Annotated in this window: 23 protein-coding genes; 16 read left to right on the top strand and 7 right to left on the bottom strand. The window is 37.5% G+C overall.

Annotated elements, in window-relative coordinates; all coding sequences use genetic code 11:
* A partial coding sequence (locus tag ASE01S_RS15990) for an Rv2686c family ABC transporter permease subunit (RefSeq protein ID WP_169793109.1) occupies positions 1 to 754 on the top strand: 754 nt, incomplete at its 5' end.
* A gap of 252 nt (positions 755 to 1,006) precedes the next feature.
* On the opposite strand, the gene ASE01S_RS13040 is transcribed toward ASE01S_RS15990, so the two are convergent.
* Positions 1,007 to 2,560 carry a helix-turn-helix domain-containing protein gene (locus ASE01S_RS13040; RefSeq protein ID WP_067843204.1) on the bottom strand — a complete coding sequence of 518 codons (1,554 nt, stop codon included), beginning with the start codon at positions 2,558 to 2,560 and terminating at the stop codon, positions 1,007 to 1,009.
* 422 nt (positions 2,561 to 2,982) lie between these two features.
* Between ASE01S_RS13040 and ASE01S_RS13035 the strand changes: the two genes are divergently transcribed.
* The 7 genes from ASE01S_RS13035 (at position 2,983) to ASE01S_RS13005 (ending at position 8,921) form a co-directional block, all read left to right on the top strand.
* Positions 2,983 to 4,539 (top strand): PTS transporter subunit EIIC, encoded by a 1,557-nt coding sequence (locus ASE01S_RS13035; RefSeq protein ID WP_067843201.1) that lies wholly within the window; start codon positions 2,983 to 2,985, stop codon positions 4,537 to 4,539.
* A gap of 24 nt (positions 4,540 to 4,563) precedes the next feature.
* A complete protein-coding gene (locus tag ASE01S_RS13030) occupies positions 4,564 to 5,922 on the top strand; it encodes a class-II fumarase/aspartase family protein (protein ID WP_067843198.1) in 1,359 nt (452 codons plus the stop codon).
* Positions 5,923 to 6,516: 594 nt separating this feature from the next.
* Positions 6,517 to 7,017 (top strand): sigma-70 family RNA polymerase sigma factor, encoded by a 501-nt coding sequence (locus ASE01S_RS13025; protein WP_067843195.1) that lies wholly within the window; start codon positions 6,517 to 6,519, stop codon positions 7,015 to 7,017.
* 156 nt (positions 7,018 to 7,173) lie between these two features.
* Positions 7,174 to 7,440 (top strand): hypothetical protein, encoded by a 267-nt coding sequence (locus tag ASE01S_RS13020; RefSeq protein ID WP_067843192.1) that lies wholly within the window; start codon positions 7,174 to 7,176, stop codon positions 7,438 to 7,440.
* A complete protein-coding gene (locus ASE01S_RS13015; RefSeq protein WP_067843188.1) occupies positions 7,437 to 7,658 on the top strand; it encodes a hypothetical protein in 222 nt (73 codons plus the stop codon). Before ASE01S_RS13020 ends, ASE01S_RS13015 begins: the two co-directional genes overlap by 4 nt.
* Positions 7,659 to 7,987: 329 nt before the next feature.
* Positions 7,988 to 8,200, top strand: coding sequence for a helix-turn-helix transcriptional regulator (locus ASE01S_RS13010; RefSeq protein WP_067843185.1), 213 nt, complete (start codon positions 7,988 to 7,990; stop codon positions 8,198 to 8,200).
* Positions 8,193 to 8,921: a DUF3169 family protein gene (locus ASE01S_RS13005; protein ID WP_067843182.1), complete on the top strand. Its 729-nt coding sequence runs from the start codon at positions 8,193 to 8,195 to the stop codon at positions 8,919 to 8,921. The genes ASE01S_RS13010 and ASE01S_RS13005 overlap by 8 nt, the downstream gene beginning before the upstream one ends.
* A gap of 355 nt (positions 8,922 to 9,276) precedes the next feature.
* On the opposite strand, the gene ASE01S_RS13000 is transcribed toward ASE01S_RS13005, so the two are convergent.
* From ASE01S_RS13000 to ASE01S_RS12990, 3 genes are read right to left on the bottom strand one after another with little or no spacing between them, the layout of a single operon-like run.
* Positions 9,277 to 9,981, bottom strand: coding sequence for a hypothetical protein (locus tag ASE01S_RS13000; protein ID WP_067843179.1), 705 nt, complete (start codon positions 9,979 to 9,981; stop codon positions 9,277 to 9,279).
* Complete coding sequence (locus tag ASE01S_RS12995; RefSeq protein ID WP_067843176.1) at positions 9,974 to 10,855, bottom strand: ATP-binding cassette domain-containing protein; 882 nt, start codon at positions 10,853 to 10,855, stop codon at positions 9,974 to 9,976. The genes ASE01S_RS13000 and ASE01S_RS12995 overlap by 8 nt, the downstream gene beginning before the upstream one ends.
* Positions 10,845 to 11,228 carry a GntR family transcriptional regulator gene (locus ASE01S_RS12990; protein WP_067843173.1) on the bottom strand — a complete coding sequence of 128 codons (384 nt, stop codon included), beginning with the start codon at positions 11,226 to 11,228 and terminating at the stop codon, positions 10,845 to 10,847. Before ASE01S_RS12990 ends, ASE01S_RS12995 begins: the two co-directional genes overlap by 11 nt.
* A gap of 607 nt (positions 11,229 to 11,835) precedes the next feature.
* On the opposite strand from ASE01S_RS12990, the gene ASE01S_RS12985 reads away from it, so the two are divergent.
* The 6 genes from ASE01S_RS12985 (at position 11,836) to ASE01S_RS12960 (ending at position 17,221) form a co-directional block, all read left to right on the top strand.
* Positions 11,836 to 12,879 carry a serine hydrolase domain-containing protein gene (locus ASE01S_RS12985; protein WP_067843170.1) on the top strand — a complete coding sequence of 348 codons (1,044 nt, stop codon included), beginning with the start codon at positions 11,836 to 11,838 and terminating at the stop codon, positions 12,877 to 12,879.
* A gap of 205 nt (positions 12,880 to 13,084) precedes the next feature.
* On the top strand, positions 13,085 to 14,077 hold the full coding sequence (locus ASE01S_RS12980; RefSeq protein WP_067843167.1) for an NHL repeat-containing protein: 993 nt from the start codon (positions 13,085 to 13,087) through the stop codon (positions 14,075 to 14,077).
* A gap of 197 nt (positions 14,078 to 14,274) precedes the next feature.
* Positions 14,275 to 15,450, top strand: coding sequence for a cation:proton antiporter (locus tag ASE01S_RS12975; RefSeq protein WP_067843164.1), 1,176 nt, complete (start codon positions 14,275 to 14,277; stop codon positions 15,448 to 15,450).
* Between the two features lie 74 nt (positions 15,451 to 15,524).
* Positions 15,525 to 16,067, top strand: coding sequence for a GNAT family N-acetyltransferase (locus ASE01S_RS12970; protein WP_067843162.1), 543 nt, complete (start codon positions 15,525 to 15,527; stop codon positions 16,065 to 16,067).
* A gap of 51 nt (positions 16,068 to 16,118) precedes the next feature.
* On the top strand, positions 16,119 to 16,985 hold the full coding sequence (locus ASE01S_RS12965; protein WP_067843160.1) for an RluA family pseudouridine synthase: 867 nt from the start codon (positions 16,119 to 16,121) through the stop codon (positions 16,983 to 16,985).
* Between the two features lie 5 nt (positions 16,986 to 16,990).
* Entirely contained in the window at positions 16,991 to 17,221 is a 231-nt protein-coding gene (locus ASE01S_RS12960; RefSeq protein WP_067843158.1) for an excisionase family DNA-binding protein, read from the top strand.
* 254 nt (positions 17,222 to 17,475) lie between these two features.
* On the opposite strand, the gene ASE01S_RS16410 is transcribed toward ASE01S_RS12960, so the two are convergent.
* Together ASE01S_RS16410 and ASE01S_RS16405 are read right to left on the bottom strand one after the other, a co-directional pair.
* Entirely contained in the window at positions 17,476 to 18,690 is a 1,215-nt protein-coding gene (locus tag ASE01S_RS16410; protein WP_306303220.1) for a cation:proton antiporter domain-containing protein, read from the bottom strand.
* A complete protein-coding gene (locus tag ASE01S_RS16405; RefSeq protein ID WP_306303219.1) occupies positions 18,651 to 19,538 on the bottom strand; it encodes a cation:proton antiporter in 888 nt (295 codons plus the stop codon). Before ASE01S_RS16405 ends, ASE01S_RS16410 begins: the two co-directional genes overlap by 40 nt.
* Before the next feature lie 287 nt (positions 19,539 to 19,825).
* Between ASE01S_RS16405 and ASE01S_RS12945 the strand changes: the two genes are divergently transcribed.
* The gene (locus ASE01S_RS12945) at positions 19,826 to 20,482 is read left to right on the top strand and encodes a type 1 glutamine amidotransferase (RefSeq protein WP_067843154.1); all 657 of its coding nucleotides are present in this window, start codon (positions 19,826 to 19,828) and stop codon (positions 20,480 to 20,482) included.
* Here ASE01S_RS12945 and ASE01S_RS12940 read toward each other — a convergent pair.
* Entirely contained in the window at positions 20,452 to 20,865 is a 414-nt protein-coding gene (locus tag ASE01S_RS12940; protein WP_067843151.1) for a hypothetical protein, read from the bottom strand. The two genes, ASE01S_RS12945 and ASE01S_RS12940, sit on opposite strands and share 31 nt — an antisense overlap.
* A gap of 99 nt (positions 20,866 to 20,964) precedes the next feature.
* On the opposite strand from ASE01S_RS12940, the gene ASE01S_RS12935 reads away from it, so the two are divergent.
* Positions 20,965 to 22,005, top strand: coding sequence for a M42 family metallopeptidase (locus tag ASE01S_RS12935; protein ID WP_067843148.1), 1,041 nt, complete (start codon positions 20,965 to 20,967; stop codon positions 22,003 to 22,005).
* Positions 22,006 to 23,088 lie beyond the last annotated feature (1,083 nt).

Genomic DNA, 23,088 nt, shown 5'->3' with positions numbered 1-23,088 from the left:
TATCATTATGAACGATCAATTATTAACATTTTTAAAGACAGACCTGAAAAATATTTGTCGTGATCCGATGTTAATTTTAGTTTTGTGTGTACCCATATTGATGTATGGTTTGGTGACTTTTGGCTTACCTTGGTTGGACATTGAACTAGCTTCATATATCCCTTTTAGCTTGATTGATCACCGTGATTTTATTATTGCAATGGTCTTGATTATGACTCCTGCCATGATGGGGATGGCTGTTGGATTTTTACTGCTCGATGAGAAGGATGATGGTATTTTGCATTATATGGGGATAACCCCACTTAAAAAATGGGGTTATTTAATCTATCGTATTTCACTCCCGGCAGGATTAGCCTTTGTGACTGCAGTTTTTCAAGCTTGGACCTTTTACAACCCTAGCCAAATAAATTGGCTCAATTTCTTGCTAGCTCTTTTTTTGAATGCTTTAATTGGTAGCCTTGTCACCATGTATTTGGCCGTGCTTGCCCGTAATAAAGTGGAAGGGATGGCTTATGCCAAATTAATAGCTTTGTTCATGGTTGCACCGATAGCCTGTTATTTAATTGATTCACCATGGACTGGATTCACTTATCTGATTCCGTTTACATGGGGGACAGAAGCCGTTTTATCCATTGTAGCAGTAGAAGCTAGCTATGGCTTGATTCAAAACCCCACTCTAATCTTAGCTGGTGGGATAATGGTTAGCTTACTTTGGTCAGGATGCTTTTTCCGCATACTACTAAGAAAGATTTAATTTATCGTAGTGTAACTGGCTGGGACTGCGATTACTCGCCCCATCGAAGGGCTTTTGTAAGACTCCCACTTCAAGCAATAAATAAACATGTCATGTCTAACTGGGAGATCCAACAGCCAATAACGGCCCGATTGATTCTACTAACGTTCAGTAAGGGAGAGAAGTAGCTGATTAAGTTCGCGATGTCGTGTCGCAACGTCTAACTAGTAAATTCTATGCGTCGCCCCCACTGAACGAAGTTTCCCAATCAGGTTATAAAAAATAATCAGGAAAGCACGAAGTTAAATAATCGCTGAGTTTGTCTGGGTCAATTTGATTAATTTTATTGACAAAGTCTTGAGCGAGTAGCTTACGTCGTGCGTTATCCGAAAAACCGTGATTAAGCAAGTAATTAATGTCTGAATCCTTAATAAAATAGTTTAGTTTTAGAATATTATATTTTTTCTGGTTAAGAATAGCTGAAATGCGGTTGGAAAAAGTAATCAGATAATCAAATGTTGTGCCCTGAAGCAACTCCAGTTCATTGATATGAATGCTATCGATGACTTCTATATCAACCGCTTGCTTTAATAATTCAATGAAAAAATTGGTGATCTCTTTGGCAGAGTTGGTCACAATTATAATTTTCTTTGTATTTCTTCCCGATAATTTATTTTTCATGATATGGTGTCTGAAAATCAGCACCAAGGTTGCTAATTGATCATCATTTAAAGGAAAATAAGTGGACTCAAAACCTTTAATATGTCTTTTTAATACATGAAATAAGTTCGTGTATTCCGCCTTTGCATGGATCAGTTTATCATCAAAAAAATCAAAGCGACAAAGATTTCTTAACGTGATTTTATATAAAAAAGAGTAGACTTCTGAGAAAAGAGCGTCCTTTTTGTACAATGATGTAATAATATTTTGTTCAACGTCTTCGATTAACTTGTACACAACGTCTCGTAATAGTCGGTCATCTCTTATTGGTTCTAATCTCTTATAGTCTTGAGCGCCGATAACCATATTGAGATAAGCGTTTTCAATAAAGTGATCTGAAAATTGATAATCTTTGATTAAAAGCGGTGAATCTAAAGGCCTTTCAATCATTTTGTTTATCCTCATTCGATAGGATGCCAGACAGACATAAACAATAAGATATTTTTTCGAGGGATAACTAATCTGTAAGTGGTGGTCGCTCAAAAATGTTAAAAAACGCCCGATTGTCTCTGTTTGCTGACTTAAAACCGCACTAAAGTAAGCCTTATAAATATCCCGTTCAATTGGATTATTCGCTTTTCTTTGGTATAGTTGGCCATCATTACTTACTTCGATAAGTCTTGATACGATCTGACTCACACGGATACGAAATTGAAACTCGTCTCCAACAATGGAAACACCCATACCAGGGGTAGATTCTAATACGAGATTTAAGTTGCTTAAATATTCCTCAAAACCTTTTCTATCCTTCTTTTTGGTCGATAGACTTAAACCTAGCTGATTATAAATTTTGGTTAAATTGATTGTACCTTCAAGGAAACAGGTGACGAGTAAATATTGAAACCGTTCAAGCTGTGATGGAGCATAGTTTTCTAAAGTTAGGCTTTGGGTAAACGCAATATAATCATCGTATTGTAGATTAGACACAATATGCAGATCATTGATTAAGATATACTTTCCAGCAGGAAGATGGTCATTAATATCTTGAACATAACGGTAAATACTTGATGAAGAACGTTTAAATAATTGTTCTGCCTCATCAAGCCGAAGTGTTTTCAGTTCTTGAAGACGATTAACAATAAAAATATGTGCTGTATTTAATACCATCGCTCACAACCCCTTTATCGCAGTGTAACTGTCTGGGGCTGCGATTACTTGCCCCATCGAAAGACTTTTGTAAGACTCCCCCTTTAAGAAGTAAGGGAACACGTCATGTTTAAGTGGGAGATCCAACCGCCAGTAACGGCCCGATTGGTTCAACTAACGTTCAGTGGGGGAGAGAGCAAGCTGACTAAGTTCGCGACGTCGTGTCGCAACGTCTGGACTAGCACATCCTATGCGTCGAAACCCCACTGAACGAAGTTTCACTTTATTTAGAAGTATAACATGAACGCAAGGTTACATTTTGAAAACGTTTCATTTCAAAATGTAACCTTGTTGCATTAAAGTCGCTTCTATATAATCGAGCTATAATTTAAGTAGGCGCGCTAAACAAATTATTGACAGAACATCAGTGAGGAGATGGGAAGATGCGAAGCAATTTTAAGACAGCAATCCAAACATTTGGTAGGTCCTTATTACTTCCAATTGGGATAATGGCACCAGTCGGAATGATAATGGGAGTTATGGGTGCATTCACTCAGAGTTATATGATTGAGACCTTTCCGATGCTTGGTAATGAGACACTTCAAACCATTTTAAGTAGTGCCCAACAAATTTCATCGGTCATTTTTAATAATATTCCAATCCTATTCGCTATGGGTGTAGCTTATGGCATGTCCAAGCATGAAAAGGGTATTGCCGTATTTTCATCAATGATTAGTTATTTAACGTTACTCATGGTGATGAATGTTTATCTAACGGTTACAGGTACAATGGCAGAGCCAGAAGTAATGGGTGAGGTAGGTCAGGCCGTTGTTCTAGGTATTCAAACGATACGAATAGATGTAGCTGGGGGTATCATTGCAGGTTTATTAGCAGCTTTTGTGACAGATCGATATTATCGATTAAGACTTCCATTGGCTTTTGCATTTTTTAGCGGTAAGAAATCTGTGTTAATCTTAACCTTTTTGTATACGATTCCAATTGGGCTTGTTATTCCTTTTATCTGGAGTCTGTTTACCAATCTTTTAATCTTTATTTCACCAATTTTAATGAATGAACCCTTTGGACCGGGGATCTATTGGCTGTTGAATCGTGCCTTAATACCACTAGGTCTGCACCATGTGTTAGCTTCAGTCGTTAGATTTACTGAAGCAGGTGGTGTATATATGATTGAAGGGATTCAGCAGGTCGGAATTCTAAATGCAATGAATCAAGTATTATTTGATTTAGGTCCTACTCATGAGAGTTGGGGACGGATTATGCCCGTTATATCTCCTTATCTAGCAGGCGGTCAAATGCTAAATACATTATTTAGAGTGCCAGCAATTGGTCTTGCTATGTACCATAGTGCCTTTGCTAAAAACAAAAAAATTGCTAAGGGTGTTATTTTAACCATTGTTTTAACTGCATTTTTAGGAAATATAACAGAACCACTTGAATTCTCGTTTATGTTTATCTCACCATTGCTTTATTTGCTTTATATTGTACTTGTCGGTATTACGACGATTCCGTTAGGTCTTTTAGATATCTCAATTGGCTATATAAGAGGTACAATTTTTGATTTTGGTATATTTGGCTTACTATACGCAGACACTGGCTGGTTAAATTTAATCATCGTTGGGATTATAAATTTTGTTGTATTTTATTTTGTTTTTAAATATGTGATTAAGAAGTTTAATATTACCACTCCTGGACGCGAAGAAGAGAATCGTGACGTAACTTTATTAAATGAAAAACAATACGATAAGATCGCAGCTATTGTGGTTCAGGCGTTAGGTGGGAAAGAAAATATCATTCATGTCGATAACTGTGTTTCTCGCTTACGGATTGATTTAAAGGACCAAGATAAATTTGATGAAAAGATCATTAAGCAATCTGGTTCTTCTGGATTTTTCTTTCCTAAAAAGCGTCATATCCATGTTGTTTTTGGACCACATGTTGAATTTGTCCGTAATGAGATCGATGACTACTTAAAAAAATAATAAAGAACAATTAGGGGGACAATCATGCGAGCATTGTACGATTCAAAGAGTATATCTATTGATGATCGAGGTATTAAAAAATTACTAACGAAGGAAATGAAATATCAATCTTGGCTTGATGTTGAAGCAGCATTAGCTCAGGCGCAGGCGGAGTATGGGATCATACCTACTCAAGCTGCTCAAGACATCAAGAAAGCTGCTAAAGTTGATAAGATTGATTTCGATGAAATGAACCGCATTTATCAGGAGATTGGCCATGTATTTGTACCATTTCTCAAAGTTTTAGTTAAGGCTTGTCCTAAGGAAAGTGGCAAATATGTGCATTATGGTGTAACAACGCAAAACATTCAACAAACGGGCCAATTATATTTGGTTAAGCAAATTCATGACAAGTTTAAAGGGGTTCTATCTGAGTCATTAGTGAACTTGGCGAACTTAGCATCTAAACATAAAGCAACGGTTATGCCAGGACGCACACATGGTCGTCATGCGACACCGATTACCTATGGCTATAAGGTATCGACTTGGATTAGTGAATTAATTGATGGAATAGAGCGGTTGATTGAATTAGAAAAACGTGTTTTTCTTGTCATGATGGGTGGGGCAGTCGGTACTTTTAGTACAGCACCAGAGTATGGACGTAAGGTTCAAACAAGAGTAGCCGAATTATTAGGAATGGGAGAGATGCGTGTCCCGTCACGTTCCATCCACACACCTAAGATCGAATATATGATGAGCCTCTCACTCCTGTGTAATGTTTGTCATAGGATGGCTGAAGAAGTCTATTATACATCATTAGAAGAGATAGGTGAGGTTTCGGAGGCTTATAAGGAGGGAGTTGTAGGTAGCAGCACAATGCCGCATAAGATTAATCCAAAGTTAGCCAAGGGGATTATTGCCAACTCACAAAAGCTATATAGTCTGCTTAATCCAGTCCTTCACTCTGCTACACGTATGTTTGAGGGAGACAGTAGCACTTACCTTTTGTTTGATGCTGTTATGGAGGAAGCCTTACAACTAACGACAGAAGTATTGCTGCGATTCGAGGAATTAACACGAACCATCAATATTATAGAGGAACGTATGCATGAAAATGCTTGGATTAACAAAGGCCTTGACAATAGTGAACATTTGATGATGAGAATTGCTGAGCGATTAGGCAAAGATCAAGCTCATCAATTAGTCTATCAAGTTGCGATAAGGACAGCTGCTTATGGTGAAGATTTTCTTACCAATCTTGAAAAAAATCAATATATCACTGAACATTTTACTAAAGAAGAGTTAAGCAAGCTTATTGATCCAGGCAGTTATACTGGATTAGCAGAAGAGCTTGCCGAAGAGATGAGTCAACTTGCTAAAGAATATGCCGAAAACCTCAGCTAGTTCTTAGCAGGACAAAGGAACAGCTTTATTTCACTTCTAGTGAAGGCTTTGACAACGCTACATCACAAAGAAAATACCTCTGTATTTTCGAGGGAATCCGTCTAATAGGTTGATCTATGCCAGATCAGAAACCGCATTTAACTAGGTAAAGCAGTTAGATGCGGTTTGTTTTCGCTTATTTTCTTTTGCTCACATTTTTGATATTAACAAAATAGATCGGAAAAGACAGTTAAATACTAGTTAAAATTGATAGCTTGCTCCTTATCCGCCTTTGTAGATGCTTATCTATGCCTAACTATGCCAAAGCTTTGTCTCTTGCTAATAGTTTGATCATCTCTTCAGCATTGCCTAGCTTGTCGTTCGAAACACATTTAATTTCAAAAAAACCGCTCAAAATAATAAATGGTACTAAATTAGAAAAAAATAAATGTAAAAGTAACTAACTCGACGATATCTTTTGTTTGTTCGATACGATTTGCTATCGAATAAACAGGACAATTGTATTTTTTGATAGGGTGACAGGACTAACGTCGATAGCTATGCTTGGCTTACCGCGGAATATCAAGTAGGCGCCTACTATCGGAGTTAGGTCATATGGAAGACGCTTTTCAAAAAATGGTTCAGCAATATGAGCCAATGATTTTTCATTTGTTAAAAAAGTTTCAGGTGCGTGATCAAGATCAAGAATTTTACCAGGAGCTACTCATTACATTATGGCAGGCAAGTGTTGACTATCAACCAGAGAAGGGAAAGTTCTCAACGTTTGTTTATTATAAAATGCAATACCGTCTTATTGATCTGATCCGCAAAGCAGGGCGAGAACAACAGCTAAAGCATTTGATGTTACGGGAGTACCATCATGAATCCATTTATCACGAACACAGCTATGATCACGATTATTTAATGCTAAAGCAAATTCGTGCGTTATTAACAGCACGTGAGTGGCGTTGGTTTAAAGGCCAGATCCTCGAAGGGAAATCCATGACCCAAATTAGTCGGGAGTACCAGGTTAAGCCCAATGCTGTTCGACATTGGAAGCGCAAAAGTATAACGAAAATAAAACGATTACTCAACATATCGATCAAACAAATTTGAAATAAGCTTGTATGCAGATGACGTTATGATAAAATGTAGCTAGAATTAGAACAGTATTCTGTTGCTTTCAAGATCAGGACAAGTGTTATTCGTATATTTTCAATTAGAGGAGGAGGCTTGGATTGAGCACTATTTTGTTGAAAAGGAGCAGGCGTTTTGAAATTTATGAAAAAATTTTTTTCTATATTAAAAAAATATGCTTATTATAGCTATTTAATTGTAGCAATAGCTTTACTCGGTGCTAGCCTTTATCTCGTCATTCACCCACGACTAAAGATCCATCAGGCAGGCTTTGATGATTTAACCCAGCTGTTTTATCTCTATATCGCAGTGGCGATCGTAAATTTAATCTACTTTATTTATTACGTTAGGAAACGTCGTTCGGTGAACATAGGCAAAATCATAAAGGGGAAGGATAAATGAACTTACAAAACAAGCATTGGCGATTTTTTCATGGTATTATGTTAGTCTTCTACTTATTAGGTTTAATCGCATTTCTAGTTATAGGAGACTTAACAGACACCGTTAATCAAATATTATTTGGTGTTTTTGTAATCATTGTGCTAAGAGAAGTTGTGCGGTATGTACGTCGGCTTAAACGTGATCAGGATGAAACAGATAATCGCTCTTCAGAAAACTAATTTGATTATTTGATGAAGTATTAGCATAGAAAAGACTTGGTCAGATAAAGTGTGTCATTTGTGAACATTTTATTTGCCGAGTCTTTTTTTGAATGTGATTTGTCAGCATTATAATAACATTACATACTCAGCGGATGTGTGTTGATAAGCCTAGTTTTGTTATGTTTCAGCAAATCGAACAGAGTTGAAAGCAGTGCTGATCAAAAAAGATTTGCTGTATCCGTTCTCATCATCATAGTTGACTGGATAAATAAAACTTATTATAATTTATTTGACAAATTTAGTTGTCAATCTGACTATAATTATTGTCGGCTACGGAGGAGATTTACATGTCCTTATATAATAGACTTAAAGTATATCGAGCAGAGTTAGGACTAAATCAAGCTGAAATGGGCAAGAAAGTAGGCGTATCACGCCAAACGATTAGTTTAATTGAACGGGGAGACTATTCACCTTCAGTTTCCTTGGCGCTAAAAATAGCTAAAGTTTGTGGCGTAACCGTTGAAGATATATTTATTTTTGAGGAGGATGGGCATGAATAAGGGGGATGTTTGGAAGATGCTGCTACTCATGCTAGGAGGCGGTCTAGTAGGGGGTGGGATAGCATGGTTTGGCTTGTCAATAGAGTACATCGATCAAATCGCTATATTGTGGGAGAGTCTCATTAGGTATACTTTTTGGTTACAGTTGTTTTTGATTGTCACCTTACTTTTGCCAGTGCTAGTCATTATACGTTCTGCAGCTAAGCTGTTGACTCAAGTAGACAAAAGCGTTGATATTGAGGATGATCATGCTGACAAGCAGTTTAATAAAAAGCTATTTCTAGCTTTAACATTGAATCGTCTGTACATGGTGTTGAGCTTTATTATATTTGGGATTGCAGTAGACGACCGCAATCCAATGATAATCGGATCAATGATTCTATTTGTTATTTTTAGCTTTTTGAGTGGTTTGAATGATGTCAAAATTGTGCGAATCATGCAAGCGCATGATCCAAGAGTGAAGGGGGACCCAACTTCATTTAAGTACAAAAAACAGTTGCTAGAAAGTTTTGATGAAGCAGAACAATTACAGGTTTATAAAGCAGCGTATCATACATTTCGAAATATGGAAGTTTGCCTTATTATCGTGTTTGTTTTGGCTATTTTTGTTAAATCACGTTTTGGTATCGGGAATGTGGCTATGATCTTAATCGGCTCCATCTGGCTGATTCAATCTATATTTTACCTTTATTATTCAAAGAAGTTTAATACATTTATATAATCATTAAAGCTTAACCTAAATACCACGATAAAATAAGCTGTCAAATAGCTTAACAATTTGATTGAAAGAATCGGATAACAAGCTATATTTAAAGAGAGAAAATCATATCCCAAAAATGATTTTTGTGTCTAGCCTCAGCACCTCATTGCACATAAGGTGATTGAGGCTTACTTTTTACAAATGAATGAGAATAGTAACGACAGTATGAGTCAAGCCTGCCTTGAAGCAGTGTTTTTTTGGTTAGCAATGATTTAACGTGCAGAATCAAAGATAATTGTAACTTTTTTAGTAGAATGAATAAGAAAATGAGAGGCATTCTTTAAAAGACTAAATGCCTCTCATTTTCTAAATAAACTTAATCAGGCTTGATTGCTACCCTTTTGGTTAAGAGTCTAATAATCCATAGACTAAGTCCAATTAAGACAACTGTCCCGCTTAACGCAAATGGCAGCGAAGGAGAGGGATTGTTAATAGTCATTAAGTCTAATAAGGATGTCTCACCTTCCCATAAGAATTCGATCAGGATTAAAAGGAACTGACCAACCGGAATAAAAAGAATGCCGAACAGCTTAAAGCGGTAGAAGGCAACAGCGATTAACCAGCCCCCAAAGTAGGAGCTTAATAGAATTAACGTCATCATAAGACCAATCGCCCAAGTCGGTAAACTAATAACACTCAATTCAGGCATCGGCTCGGTCCAGTTCAACATCGTTAAAAGCCATTCGAGGACACTTGCAATAATTGTTATGCTAATCGCTACACCGACAGCTGCTATTGTCGATGCCCAAAAGAATTCTCGTCGGGTCAAACCGTTTTTGATAAAATGATTAAAGAAATAGAGAAATATAATAATGCTAGTAAGCACCATAAAAGCCTTAGAAGCTCGAAAAATAACAAAGAAAAAATTGAAGTTTCCAAATTCCAATCCAAACCAGTCAAATCGAGACGCTATAATAGACCCAATTGTAACAATTGGAATATACCAAAGTGTCCACGTCATCAGAATTTTGTATAAATCAGTAGTGAGCCTTAGTTTGCGAGAACGAACCTGATTATTCATCATTAGCCTCCTTTTCAGTCAAATGGATAAATAACTCCTGTAGTGAAACAGGGCCTAATTCGAGACCGGCCTGTTGAGCTTGAATGCGCTCACTATCGGCAATCTCACCATAGATCATAACTGCTTTCGTTTGTCCTAACTGCTGACTGCTAAGCTGTTGTTTGTTTGATACAAATTGATCGACTGCATCTACCGGTCCAGTAACAGTGAATCCACGGTTAATCACTGATTCAAAGTCTTCATCGATCATCAATTTCCCTTGATCAAGAATGAGAACATGATCAAGCAAATAATCCATTTCGGATACAAGGTGAGTGGACAGAATCATCAACCGAGGATATTTGGCTTGATCTTCAATTATCTCCTGATAAAAAATTTTCCGTGTCGGAGCGTCCATATTAACATAAATCTCATCAAAAATAGTCACTGCTGATCGACTGGCTAGGCCTAGTGTTGCATTTATTGCAGATTGCTTACCGCTCGAGAGATTTTTTATCGGTTTATCTAAAGGAAAATCAAACCGTTTAGCTAAAGTTTGAGCATAGTCTAGATCAAAATTTGGCCGATAACGTAGAGCATCATAGAAGTAATCGTTGACGGTATAACTTTCCTCGCTTAAATCGATTTGATAAGCAAAGGTCACTTCTGCCATGATTCTTGCATTCTCAAACGGCTCCTCTCCGGCAATTTTAATTGACCCAGAGGTTGGGAGTTGAAATGAAGCAAGAAGTGTTAGGAGAGACGTTTTGCCTGCGCCATTTCTGCCAATCAAACCATATATTTTCCCTGATTGAAGCGATAGGTTTAGTTTGTCTAACACTGTTAAATTGCCATACTTTAGTGTTAGATTATTAATCTCGATATCATAGTTCATCTCGATACTCCTCTCTTATTTTCTTAAACATGTGGGCCAGGTCATGGTCAGTTAAACCTAGCTTATTTGCTTCCTTTAACATAGGTAGCAGATAGTTACTTGTAAAAGCATCTTGTCGAGTTTTTAACAATACTTGCTTTGCACCTTCATTAACAAACATCCCTACACCTCTCTTTTTATATAAAATACCTTCATCTACCAGCAAGTTAACCCCTTTTGATATGGTGATATGATTAATATTGTAAAATTGGACCATTTTTGTTGTGGAAGGAATTTGCTCGTGCTCCTTAAGTTGCCCATTGACAATTTGATCTTCAATCCGTTGTTTAATTTGAATGAATAGCGGTTGATTGTCAGTAAATGAGTGATTCAAGCGCGATCACCCCCCTTTTTTTTGTTGTATACCATTATAGTTATATATATAAGTATATAACTTAAAAAGAATATGTCAAGTACTTGTAAATACTTTTCAAGAATTTAAATGGAAACAGTGTTGCTTGGCAAAAGAAAAAAAAGACTGTTAAGTTGTTCACCTTAGTGCTTTTGTTTGGTTTACAGCTAAAATGGAAGCTGGATTCTTCCAAAATAAGGTGTTAGTACTTTACATTTCGTATTTATACGGTAAAATTTATACAACACCCGTTATATAACATTTGTTTTATCACAGTGTAACTAGCTGGGGCTGCGATTACTCGCCCCATCGCTTTTGTAAGACTCCCGCTTCAAGAAATAAGGGAACACGTCATGTCTAAGTGGGAGATCCAACAGCCAGTTACGCCCGATTGGTCAACTAACGTTCAGTGGGGGAGAGGAAGCTGACTAAGTTCGCGTCGCACGTCTGCACGAGCACATCCTATGTGTCGAAACCCCCACTGAACGAAGTTTCACTTTATAGATAAGTGTAATTTTTCGTGAACGCTAAATACATAGTCTGCATACTAATTGAAAATGATTAATAATTAATGATAAGGGAGAGTATCATGACAATTATTGAAACAGGAAGACTAGCAAAGATTTTTAATAAATTTACTCGTTCAAAGAGTATCCACGAAGGCATCTTACTCATAGAAAATTCCAGTGGGGATTTCTCATTTATAAAAAATTACGGAACGAGGAGATTAAATTCACCTTTACTTATGGCAAGTATTACGAAGCTATTTACTACGGCCTGTATTTTAATATTTTTAGAACAAAATAAGTTGTCATTGGAAGATAACATTTCAAAGTATTTAGATGGAACGTTTTTGAAGGGAATTCATGTTTATAAAGGAAAAGACTATACGATGTCATTAACATTAGCTCATTTCCTGTTTCAAACAAGTGGGCTTTCTGATGCTTATGTAGAAGGAAAGAACCATTTAAGAAAACGTGTGATTCAAGAAGATTTTGATCATGATCTCTTTGATATGATTGCTTTGACTAAGAAACTACCCGCACATTTTGTACCGGGACAGACAGGAAAAGCTTATTATGCAGATATAAACTTTGACATACTAGGTGAAGTTATAAAAAAGGTAAGTGGATTAACATTGTCAAATGCATTTAAAAAGTATATCTTTGAACCACTCAAGCTAAAGGATACCTATCTCCCGGTTAATAAAACCGATAACATACCTCACATCTACTATAAAAATCAAGTTATTCATCGTCCGAGCTTTGTATTAAGTAGCGGGGCAAGTGGAGGCTGTATAACCACGGTTCAAGAATTAATGATATTCATTAAAGCATTTTTTGCAGGAAATTTATTTAATAAAAGTCATTTTAGAACACTATCAAACTACAATAAGCTTCAGACTTCTATGATGCCTATTCGTTATGGTGGCGGATATATGCAAATCCCATTAAATGGACTGGCCTGTCTCTTTATGGGGAAAGGCGAATTAATTGGTCATTCTGGATCAACTGGTTCATTTGCTTTTTACTATCCCACAGCAGATTTGTTTTTTGTAGGGGATTTGAATCAGATGGCTAATGCAACTCTTCCAATCAGGTTATCAATTCAACTTGCAATGGCAGTAAAATAGCTATTTCTCTATTTTATAGGGGATAAATTCCGCACATATTTATTCAAATAATTCAATAATAATTTATTTGATTGGGCAATGAGAAGTTGATTTTTAATAGGTTCCAAATTATTTTTGTTTGTTCAGACTAGAATGCATTATATGATATAGAAGTTGATGAGATTAATAAGCTAATAAGTTTGAAAGAAAATAAGAGGTGATAATTTTGTGGGAAATTGAGCATATGCTTCATTTTAAAAATGAGCCTATCCTAAAAGGGTTTGTTCAATTTGGTTTTCATGATTATCAAGGAGATCGCTATGCGTTAAACTTTGACCAAGGGTGGTTTGGAAAAGTAAAGCAAAACCATCTAGAATGGTCATTTGGTGCGTGTGAGCCCAAGGATTCACTTAAGCATTATCAAGCTGATATTAGTGAGCCAACTTATTTAACGGGTATGAAGGACGGTACCATCATTCTGGTAAGTAGTGGTAACAGGAAAGTTTATAAACTCCAGCCAAGTAAAATGGTACTTGATTTAATCATTGATGGCAAGACCATAGGATTAAAGGATATAGGGAATTGTGAGTTTGATAAACATGGTCACCTATGGATAAATGAAATAACGGGATGTAGAGTATGGCAATTTAATATAGATGGCCAGCTTTTAAATTGTTTAGGCGATGGTATAGCTGGTTTTCAAACCGATACTGTTGGCTACAACGAGGTCAGGTTTAATTGGATATATGATCTTAGACGTGGACCTGATGGGCATATTTATGTTTTAGATAGTCGCAATTATGCAGTTAGAAAGATAGATGTCGATCAACAGCAAATAGAATTAATCGCTGGAACTGGTCAACCGGGTTACCATGGAGATGGTGGTCCAGCTTTACAAGCGAGATTTGGTGGTGATCACAAGAGCGAATTTGATGGACCTTGGTCACTTGTATTAGATGAGGAAGGAAATATCTATGTGGGTGATACGCAAAATCATGTGGTGAGATTTATTGATAGTAGAAAGCAAGTTATTACTACTCTTGCTGGAGACCCTAATCTCGAAACAGAGGTAAATGATTTGCATCAGGCAAAGCTCGATCAGCTTCGGCTTCCGTTAATTTGCAGTTTGGACTATTATAATGGACGCTTGTTTATTCCCGAATGGGATGGTGATTTAATTATTCTAAAAAAACAAGCCTTAAACCACAAAGTTGACTAATAATATATCAATTAAGGTCGTTTGACTTTATTATGATGCTGTGCTATATTAAGGCAGCAAATGAAAAATGGTGGAGAGGCTCACCAGGGGAAACCCCCAAACCGCAACTGCCGATAGCTTCTACAAATTTCAGGAGTGGATCCTGTCTTTTGTAGAGGCTATTTTTTGTCTAAACTGATCAACAGGAGGGAACGATTATGTTAGTAAGTTTAGGATTGCTAATCGTCTTAGGTTATGCGGCTGGAAAATTAGCTCGGATGATTCGATTACCTGAATTAGTAGGTATGCTTATTGCTGGTATCATACTTGGCCCAGCTTTATTCAATTGGTTAGATGCCGATATGCTCCATATCTCTGGAGATTTACGAGCACTTGCATTAATCATTATCCTCATACGTGCTGGGTTAGGGATCACTCCTGATCACATAAAGCAGATTGGTAAACGTGCGCTCTTATTTGCAAGCATTCCTTGTTTATTTGAGGGAATAACCGTGCTAGTTGCTGCACGATTTATCTTTGGTTTGGAGTGGGCAGAAGCAGGCATGCTCGGCTTTATTCTTGCTGCTGTCTCACCAGCAGTAGTTGTTCCTAGCATGGTCGAATTAAAGCAATTAGACTATGGTAAAGACAAACACGTTCCAACCTTAGTATTAGCAGGGGCATCACTAGATGATGTTTTTGCCATTACCCTATTCACCTTATTTCTCGGGTTAGGTACAGCTAGCCAAACCAATCTATGGCTTGAAATAGGGAAAATTCCACTTGCAATTGGTGGTGGTATTTTAACTGGGTTAATTGTCGCGATAGTCGTGCTATTTCTCTTTAAAAAATTTCAATTTAACAATCATGGTATCGATCAATTATTACTGTTACTTGGATTACTAATCCTCTATTACCATGTTAGTGACTGGCTTGGTATAGCTGGTTTAATCGGTATTATGACAGTTGGCTTAATGTTATTTAAAAACCAACCTACAGAAGCGGAGCGGTTAAGTCATCGCCTCACAGAGCTCTGGGTTTTTGCTCAAATTCTTCTGTTCACACTCGTAGGGGCTGAAGTTAACTTAAGTGTTGCGCTCCAAGCAGGGCTATTAGGAGCTGTCATTATCGTGATTGGCTTGCTAGGCAGAGGGATCGGTGTTTTTGTCGCTACCTTAGGTTCCTCATTAAACTGGAAAGAGCGCTTGTTTTGTTTAATTGCTTATACCCCTAAAGCAACAGTTCAAGCAGCTATCGGTTCATTACCATTAATGGCTGGTGTTGAAGCAGGTCAACTTATCTTAGCTGTTGCTGTTTTGGCAATCGTGATAACTGCTCCTTTAGGAGCGATTGGCATTAAATGGTCAGCCCCGAAACTACTCAATAAAGGCTGAGAAAAAAAGTGAAAAAAGATAGCTTAACCGCATAATCTTCATTATAATAAAAGAAAGCTTTGGAGGGGAATGCCATGTTTAGTTATCAAATCGAACCGGGTTTGACATTAAAGCCACTTGAATTACAGGATAGTGAGAAGCTTTATCAAATGATTAATCAATCTAGAGCTCATTTGCGTGAGTACTTAGCGTTTGTTGACGGGACTGTTCATCCAAATGATACCAAGTCATTCGTCCAATCAACCGTCCATAGTAATGCAGAAGAGCAATCGTTTGTGTCTGTTATTTTAGTTGATGAGCAAATTGCTGGTCTTGTTGGCTTTAATCAAATTGATTGGTCGAACCGGAAGGCGGAGCTAGGCTATTGGTTAGGGGAACCTTTTCTTAGAAAAGGGATCATGACGAAAGCTGTCAAAGCCATTATTAACTATGGCTTTAATCATTTAGCACTCAATCGCATTCAGTTGCGAGCGGTTTTCTTTAATAAGGCGAGTCGGGGCATTGCTGAGAAGCTTGCATTTGTCGAGGAAGGCGTTATCCGTGAAGCAGAATGGGTGAATGATCACTATGTTGATCATGTACTGTATGGATTATTAAAGCGAGATTGGCAAAAATAACGAACATGGAAAGACTCATCATATACTTAAAGATAGGAAAATGGATAAAAGATGAAGAAACAATTATTTAAAGTAACTGAAGAAACGGAGCTATTATCGTTTCTATTAGCTAAGATTGATCGTGGTCGTAACTATATCAAGGGAGTTCTGGCAAGAGGCCAAGTGTATGTAGACGGTAACCAGGAAAAAAGGTATAACGCAATGTTGACGCCAGGACAAAGTGTTGAGGTTCTCAAGCAAGCTCCTATCTCTGTTAAATTTTCGGGGATGCGCATTATGTTTGAGGATGAGGATATCATTGTGATTAACAAGGAAGTAGGCCTGCTAACGATTGCCTCTAAAAAAGGGGAAAAACAGTTAACGGCTTATCGGCAGCTCATGGCTTATGTCCAACAGTCTAATCCGAAAGCACGAATTTTTATCGTCCATCGACTTGACCGAGATACATCAGGAGTGATGATATTTGCCAAAAATGAACGGACTAAACATGCGCTTCAAGAGAATTGGAAGCACCTTGTTAAGGAACGCGCCTATATTGCGCTTGTCGAAGGTAAGGTAAAAAAACAGCAGGATACGATCACATCTTGGTTAAAGGAGACGAAAACACACCAGATGTACATTAGTAAAAATGCTCAAGGTGCCAAACAAGCAGTCTTACACTATACGGTAATGGATCAATCTAGCCATTATTCACTACTGAGAGTTACGCTTGAAACAGGGCGTAAAAACCAAATTCGTGTTCAGCTCGCATCAATAGGTCACCCTGTTGTCGGTGACAAGAAGTATCAAGCCACAACTAACCCAATCGGTCGACTTGGGCTACATGCATCAGTACTTCGTATTAGGCACCCGTGGACAAAGGAATTTTTCAGCTTTGAATCACCTATCCCAAAACGATTCAAAGTAAAGGGGCTTTAAACTAAATGTATGTAACGATTGAAGCAGCAGCAGAGTACTTAAAGATTTCTGAAAAAGAAGTACGACAGTTAATCTTTCAGCAACGGATTCGAGCTGTACACGATGGGGAGATATACCTTGTCAATACAGCTCAATTTGATACACACTTAAAACAACTTGAGAAGTATAGAGCGCTTATGCAAGAAATATTGAATCAGCCCATTCCAGAGAGTATCTATGTAAAGGATGAAGATTAATCTTTGGATGAAATGAAAAAGGAACGGGAAATCATTCTCTGTTTGAGCTGTTTGGGTTGGGACAACAGGTTTTAGAGGCTACAAGATGAACACATAATCGGAGAGAGAACCTAATTTAGGGAACGTCGAGATGGCGATGTCAATCCATCTCGACGTTTTTTTGACTAGAAAATGCCAACATCACTTTTCAATTGGTCACTCATGAATCTAGCATATGGATTTAAATTAACTGCTATAGAACAAGATACTGAATGTTATTGATTGGGTTCCCAGCTTGAGGCGATGTTCGGTAATACAGTCCCTCGTGAACCTCTTAAATCCACTTCATGATTTTCATAAGGATAAAAAACGATAAAGTTTTGTGTTACATTATGAGCGAGCTTATCTGGTAATGCCTCTAGATTTGGATGCCAAGCAACAGTTCCTCTGCGGGCGCTAATCGCCATAACCAGATCGTCTTTACTTAGCTTTGAGCAATAACGTTCGAGCATTTCCCAGTCGGGTAAATGTGTAAACGAGGCTTGGATAGCTGGTTTAACGTCACTAACATATGTCGAGATCTCCTCAAATTCATCATCCATTATGATAAACATCACTTTACAGCTTAGCTGCTTTGTAATATTTTTTACTACACGTAAAGCATCCTTAAAGCCTGGTTTGGCAGTAATGCCATTAGGCAGTAGGACAACCATCCGTTCTGTCGTTTGTATCGGTTGAACTTGTTTAACGATCATCGCTCGAATATAAGTGTGATCAAGCACATTATCAATAATACCACCAAATACTTTTTCAGTACTAGATTTTGCCCCATTCCATCCGGTTACGATTGTGGTAATCCTTTCTTCGGTTACAGCACGTTCAATTCCCCACCCAATACTGTTATCAACACGTGTTAACGGACGAACGGGAACCTCAGCACCAGCAGCATAAAAGATGGCATGCCCTAACATTTTTTCGGCAGTGGCAACATCTGATTCAGCTTCTTTAGCATTTTTGTTAATCACCTTTAATGGATAAATAGCTTCTTCTGATTTTGTAGCCACTCGAACAAGAAAGGCTAAATCCATTAACGATTCCATAGTATTCGGATTAGCGATAGGGATTAAAATACGCTCAGGGCGTTTCTCTTTACTGTCGTCCGCTGATGATGACTCGTGTTTGATTAGCTTCCGTGCATACTTTTCAGTGATAAAGGGTCCGATCATACAAGAAATTAAAATTAAAATAATAATCGCATTAACTGTCGCTTGATTAAGCAAGTTAAGATCGAAACCGACAAGTGTCGCTGCTAGAGTTGCTGCGGCTTGTGGTGTAGACAAACCAAACATGACATGACATTCATCTTGGTTGTACTTGAAAATATAAGATGCAATAAAGCTTGCTAAATATTTACCTACTAATAAAGCGAAAACGATACTAATCGTCAAGATTAAAGCCTGCCAACTTGAGAAGAGCGCAGATAGATCCATAAGCATTCCAACTGATAACAAGAAGAATGGAATAAATAAAGCGTTGGCGGTAAACTTAATCCGGTCATTAACGAGCCATGTGGGAAAATGTAGCGGTTTAGGCTCAGGCCAGCAAGGAATGCCCCGATAATCGGTTGTAAACCAGCGTAAAATGCCATCCAACCTGATATGAATAAAATGACCATAACATAATTAAACTCATTTGCTCCGTCAATACCAGGAATTTTGAAAAAACTTTTAGATAAGAACGGAACAATAATTAAAACAAGGGTAGCATAAAGCACGATTGAAAAGATCAGTTGAAACCAAAATTGAGCATTGACTTGACCTACAGCCATTCCGGAAATAATCGCCAAAAAGACCATTGCAAAGGAGTCTGTTACGAGTGTGCCGCCAATAGCTGTAATCACGGCTTTATTTTTGTTTACCCCCATTTTACTTGCAATTGGGTAGGCAAGTAGAGTATGTGAGCCAAGAATAGACCCTAATAAAAGTGCCGCTGAAAAGCTAAATTTAAATAGTAATCCAAGGATGAATCCAATTATTAAGGGTACATTGAACGATAATAAACCAAAAACTAAGCTACGATGACGGTATTTTTTAAAACCATCGATATCAAGCTCTAGACCAGCTATAAAAATGATAAACAAAAGACCAACCGTTCCAAGTAATTCTATTGTGCTATCACGTGCCAATATATTTAAACCATACGGTCCTAAAATGATACCAGCAATAATGGGTCCAATGATTCCGGGCATACGGAGTCGTACCATAATAAAAGGTGTGACTAAAAAGACAGTGACCGCAATGGCGAAGATTACCACAGGCTCTTGAACGGGTTCAAACATGAAGCATACCTCCGAATTTGTAATAAGAAATAATAATAGCATAGCTGCTGTTTTTTTTCAGTATTTTTTTTGTAAAATTCATTTATCGGGAAATGACAAGCTTCGGCGGCTCCAAGAAGATAAACAATTGTTTGATTTAACTCCATTTAACAAAAGTCTTCCACTTCTATTAGTTTTGAGAGTATGCCATTTAGAAACTCTCCGGCTAATAAAAGTTAAAGCCTCCGATGGATACCACAGATTTTTGGCGGAAATTTATGTTAAAATAAGACAAAGGAGTTGGGATAATGAAGATTGACCTTATACAACATGTTGCATTTGAGGAACCAGCAGCTATTAATGATTGGGTTAAAGAGCGTGGTCATCAGCTGGTGCTTCATCAACTATATCGAGGTGATCAAGTTCCAAACGGTGATGAGATTGATTTCTTAATTATGTTAGGTGGTCCAATGAGTGCTAATGATCCAGAGCCTTACTGGCTAGAAGAGGAACGTCAACTGATCAAACAATTGATAAGTATGAAAAAACCGATTTTGGGTATTTGCTTAGGGGCACAGCAAATTGTTAAGGCATTAGGTGGAGAGGTTTTTATAGGTAAGGAAAGGGAAGCGGGCTGGTTTCCAGTTACTGATCTTAGAACAAATCAAGAATATTTGGTTTTTCATTGGCACCAGGAACAATTTACCTTACCAAATGGATCGACCAGACTGTATACCAATCCGGCTACACTCAATCAAGGCTTTCGGTATCAGGATCATGTTATCGGCCTGCAATTTCATTTAGAATCCACAATTGAAAGTATTTTAATATTACTTGAGCAGGATCAGGCTTTCCTTGAACCATCGCTGTATGTTCAGTCAGCTGCCGAAATATTGCAACAGAGCATCCCGCATGATAATAAACAACTACTATTTTACTGGTTAGATAATCTAGCTACTAGATAGTGACGAGGAATAGACGCTATTTCTGCATGTTGACTAAAGATAAATGTCCAAAATGTTGAACAAGAAGGTGCTAGTAAGAAAGGATCAATTGTATAACCCGTTTGGTCAATGCGTTTGTTATTCTCAACATAGGTAAGTTCAACGTCTCGAAATTCAAAAGGGTCTGGTGTTTTATTTTCTATTAATGAAGTAATTAATAATTCGTTACAATGGTTGATGGCTCGATACAAAGGGACTAAGTGCATAGGTGTATTGCTAAACAATTCTGCCGTTTGAAGCAATTTTCCTTGTTGATGAAGCTCAAAAAAGCATTTTAACTCATTCATATCTTTTGTGCTTAGTGCTGTCTTCCATTTAGAATGTAAAATTAATGTTTGCTTCATGCTCATCATGCTCCTTTCTAATGGCTTATTATAGCATGACCAACTCCGAAGTAGCTAATAAAAGTGCTAATTCACAAATAAGAGGAGAGGAATAGATAAATGGTAAATGAAAAGGTCGAATTAATTAAACAGCTTGTTCAAATTCCTAGTCCATCAGGTAATACTGGGAAGGTTATGCAGTTTGTCGAAGATTATTTTACTGAATTAGGTGTACAAACAAAACGTAACCGAAAAGGTGGATTAGTTGCAACAATCCCTGGAAAGGATAATGACCAACACAGGATGCTTACTGCTCACGTTGATACACTAGGTGCGATGGTTAAGGAAATAAAAGCAAATGGCCGATTAAAGTTAGATTTAATTGGGGGGTTCCGCTATAATGCGATCGAAGGGGAGTATTGTCAGATTGAAACAGCTCAAGGAGAGCTGATAACTGGCACCATTTTGATGCGGCAAACTTCTGTCCATGTCTACAAGGATGCAGGAACGGCAGAACGCAACCAAGAAAATATGGAAGTACGTCTTGATGCCAAGGTGGAAAATGCAGAACAGGTTAGAAAGCTTGGTATTGAAGTAGGGGATTTTGTTTCGTTTGATCCACGTGTTCAAGTAACAGATACTGGCTTTATCAAGTCACGTCATCTCGATGATAAAGCTAGTGTAGCTATTCTTATGAAATTAGTTAAAAAAATTGTCACAGAAGGAGTTCGCTTACCCTACACGACCCACTTCCTCATTTCAAATAATGAGGAGATTGGCTATGGTGGTAATTCTAATATTCCACCTGAAGCGGTCGAATATTTAGCTGTTGATATGGGGGCAATGGGTGATGGACAAGCGACAGATGAATATACTGTATCAATCTGTGTGAAAGATGCCACTGGTCCATATCATCTTGGCTTACGAAAACATTTAGTTCAATTAGCTGAAGCCAATCAAATTGGCTATCAGCTTGATATATATCCATACTATGGATCTGATGCTTCAGCGGCACTTACAGCTGGGCATGATATTATTCATGGGTTAATTGGTCCTGGTATTGATAGCTCTCATGCCTATGAGCGTACCCATATTGATGCTTTAGAGCAAACAGAATTACTATTATATTCTTATTTACTGTCTAAATTAATAGCATATTAAAAAATCAGTGCCTTGCACTGGTTTTTTTTATCGCAGTGTAACTGGCTGGGGCTGCGATTACTCGCCCCATCGAAGGGCTTTTGAAAGACTCCCACTACAAGAAATAAGGGAGCACGTCATGTCTAAGTGGGCGATCCAACAGCCAGTAGCCTGATTGGTTTAACTGAGTTCAGTGTGGGAGAGAGGAAGCTGACTAAGTTCGCGACGTCGTGTCACAACGTCTGCACGAGCACATCCTATGGGTCGAAACCCCACTGAACGAAGTTTCTCTTTATATAAAGTAATATTAAAAAATCAAATACACTTTGACATATTTGCGCCCAGAATTTATCGAACGATGCTCGATAAATTCCCGCTGAAAACTGTGGCATCCGCCAGAGGTTTACACTTTATTGAGCTGGGTTTGAAACTACTGAATGCTGGAAATAGGTATTTTAGCTCACCATCTAAAGTAGTGGTGGACTTCTGCTCAATGAAGTTAAATTTTTAAACAGAAGTATCTCATTCTCTGCTTAATAAAATGGCTTAACTGCTTCGTTCCATGTCTTAAAATGATCTTTTATTAAAAAAGTTATCAAGGGGTCATTTTAAGAAATGTAAAAATAACCGGGATCACGTAAAGGTTGCTATAAGGCAAGTCGATACGTTAATTGATTATACCATTTAATTGTATGCGATTACTAAGATTATTGATGTAAATTTTGTAATTTTATATAAATATTAAGATTTAATTCCTTTATTTAGTGATGGATATTAAAATAGTTGACATATTACCTTTAAAGAATCAAAAACTTTTCAAAGATTGGAAAGTTGGGTATAGATAATGGATATTATTATAGTTATAAAAAAAGGGGGTGTTAGGACCACTAAAGATCACACCTTTCCCAGTTATTTTTAATCGGGATTCAACTTCTAAGTTAATATCACGATAAGGCTATGAGTATCTTTGTTGATCAAAACCATTTCAGTTAGTCATCTAGATTCATGTATATTGGCTAAACGAAAACCTGATCAAGCTTTTAGGAAATAGATACATCGAGCTATGGAAGGTAGGCTTCTGCCCAATTTAATGATTAATTGAGC

It is taken from the genome of Amphibacillus sediminis NBRC 103570, assembly GCF_001552275.1.
Classification (GTDB): domain Bacteria; phylum Bacillota; class Bacilli; order Bacillales; family Amphibacillaceae; genus Amphibacillus_B; species Amphibacillus_B sediminis.
This window is presented reverse-complemented; position numbering and strand designations above follow the sequence as displayed.

Excerpts from the sequence above, each read along its gene's own strand:
- ASE01S_RS13040 (WP_067843204.1), bottom strand. The coding sequence starts at position 2,560 with ATGGTATTAAATACAGCACATATTTTTATTGTTAATCGTCTTCAAGAA.
- ASE01S_RS13035 (WP_067843201.1), top strand. The coding sequence starts at position 2,983 with ATGCGAAGCAATTTTAAGACAGCAATCCAAACATTTGGTAGGTCCTTA.
- ASE01S_RS13030 (WP_067843198.1), top strand. The coding sequence starts at position 4,564 with ATGCGAGCATTGTACGATTCAAAGAGTATATCTATTGATGATCGAGGT.
- ASE01S_RS13025 (WP_067843195.1), top strand. The coding sequence starts at position 6,517 with ATGGAAGACGCTTTTCAAAAAATGGTTCAGCAATATGAGCCAATGATT.
- ASE01S_RS13015 (WP_067843188.1), top strand. The coding sequence starts at position 7,437 with ATGAACTTACAAAACAAGCATTGGCGATTTTTTCATGGTATTATGTTA.
- ASE01S_RS13010 (WP_067843185.1), top strand. The coding sequence starts at position 7,988 with ATGTCCTTATATAATAGACTTAAAGTATATCGAGCAGAGTTAGGACTA.
- ASE01S_RS13005 (WP_067843182.1), top strand. The coding sequence starts at position 8,193 with ATGAATAAGGGGGATGTTTGGAAGATGCTGCTACTCATGCTAGGAGGC.
- ASE01S_RS13000 (WP_067843179.1), bottom strand. The coding sequence starts at position 9,981 with ATGAATAATCAGGTTCGTTCTCGCAAACTAAGGCTCACTACTGATTTA.
- ASE01S_RS12995 (WP_067843176.1), bottom strand. The coding sequence starts at position 10,855 with ATGAACTATGATATCGAGATTAATAATCTAACACTAAAGTATGGCAAT.
- ASE01S_RS12985 (WP_067843170.1), top strand. The coding sequence starts at position 11,836 with ATGACAATTATTGAAACAGGAAGACTAGCAAAGATTTTTAATAAATTT.
- ASE01S_RS12975 (WP_067843164.1), top strand. The coding sequence starts at position 14,275 with ATGTTAGTAAGTTTAGGATTGCTAATCGTCTTAGGTTATGCGGCTGGA.
- ASE01S_RS12970 (WP_067843162.1), top strand. The coding sequence starts at position 15,525 with ATGTTTAGTTATCAAATCGAACCGGGTTTGACATTAAAGCCACTTGAA.
- ASE01S_RS12965 (WP_067843160.1), top strand. The coding sequence starts at position 16,119 with ATGAAGAAACAATTATTTAAAGTAACTGAAGAAACGGAGCTATTATCG.
- ASE01S_RS12960 (WP_067843158.1), top strand. The coding sequence starts at position 16,991 with ATGTATGTAACGATTGAAGCAGCAGCAGAGTACTTAAAGATTTCTGAA.
- ASE01S_RS16410 (WP_306303220.1), bottom strand. The coding sequence starts at position 18,690 with ATGGATCTATCTGCGCTCTTCTCAAGTTGGCAGGCTTTAATCTTGACG.
- ASE01S_RS16405 (WP_306303219.1), bottom strand. The coding sequence starts at position 19,538 with ATGTTTGAACCCGTTCAAGAGCCTGTGGTAATCTTCGCCATTGCGGTC.
- ASE01S_RS12945 (WP_067843154.1), top strand. The coding sequence starts at position 19,826 with ATGAAGATTGACCTTATACAACATGTTGCATTTGAGGAACCAGCAGCT.
- ASE01S_RS12940 (WP_067843151.1), bottom strand. The coding sequence starts at position 20,865 with ATGAAGCAAACATTAATTTTACATTCTAAATGGAAGACAGCACTAAGC.
- ASE01S_RS12935 (WP_067843148.1), top strand. The coding sequence starts at position 20,965 with ATGGTAAATGAAAAGGTCGAATTAATTAAACAGCTTGTTCAAATTCCT.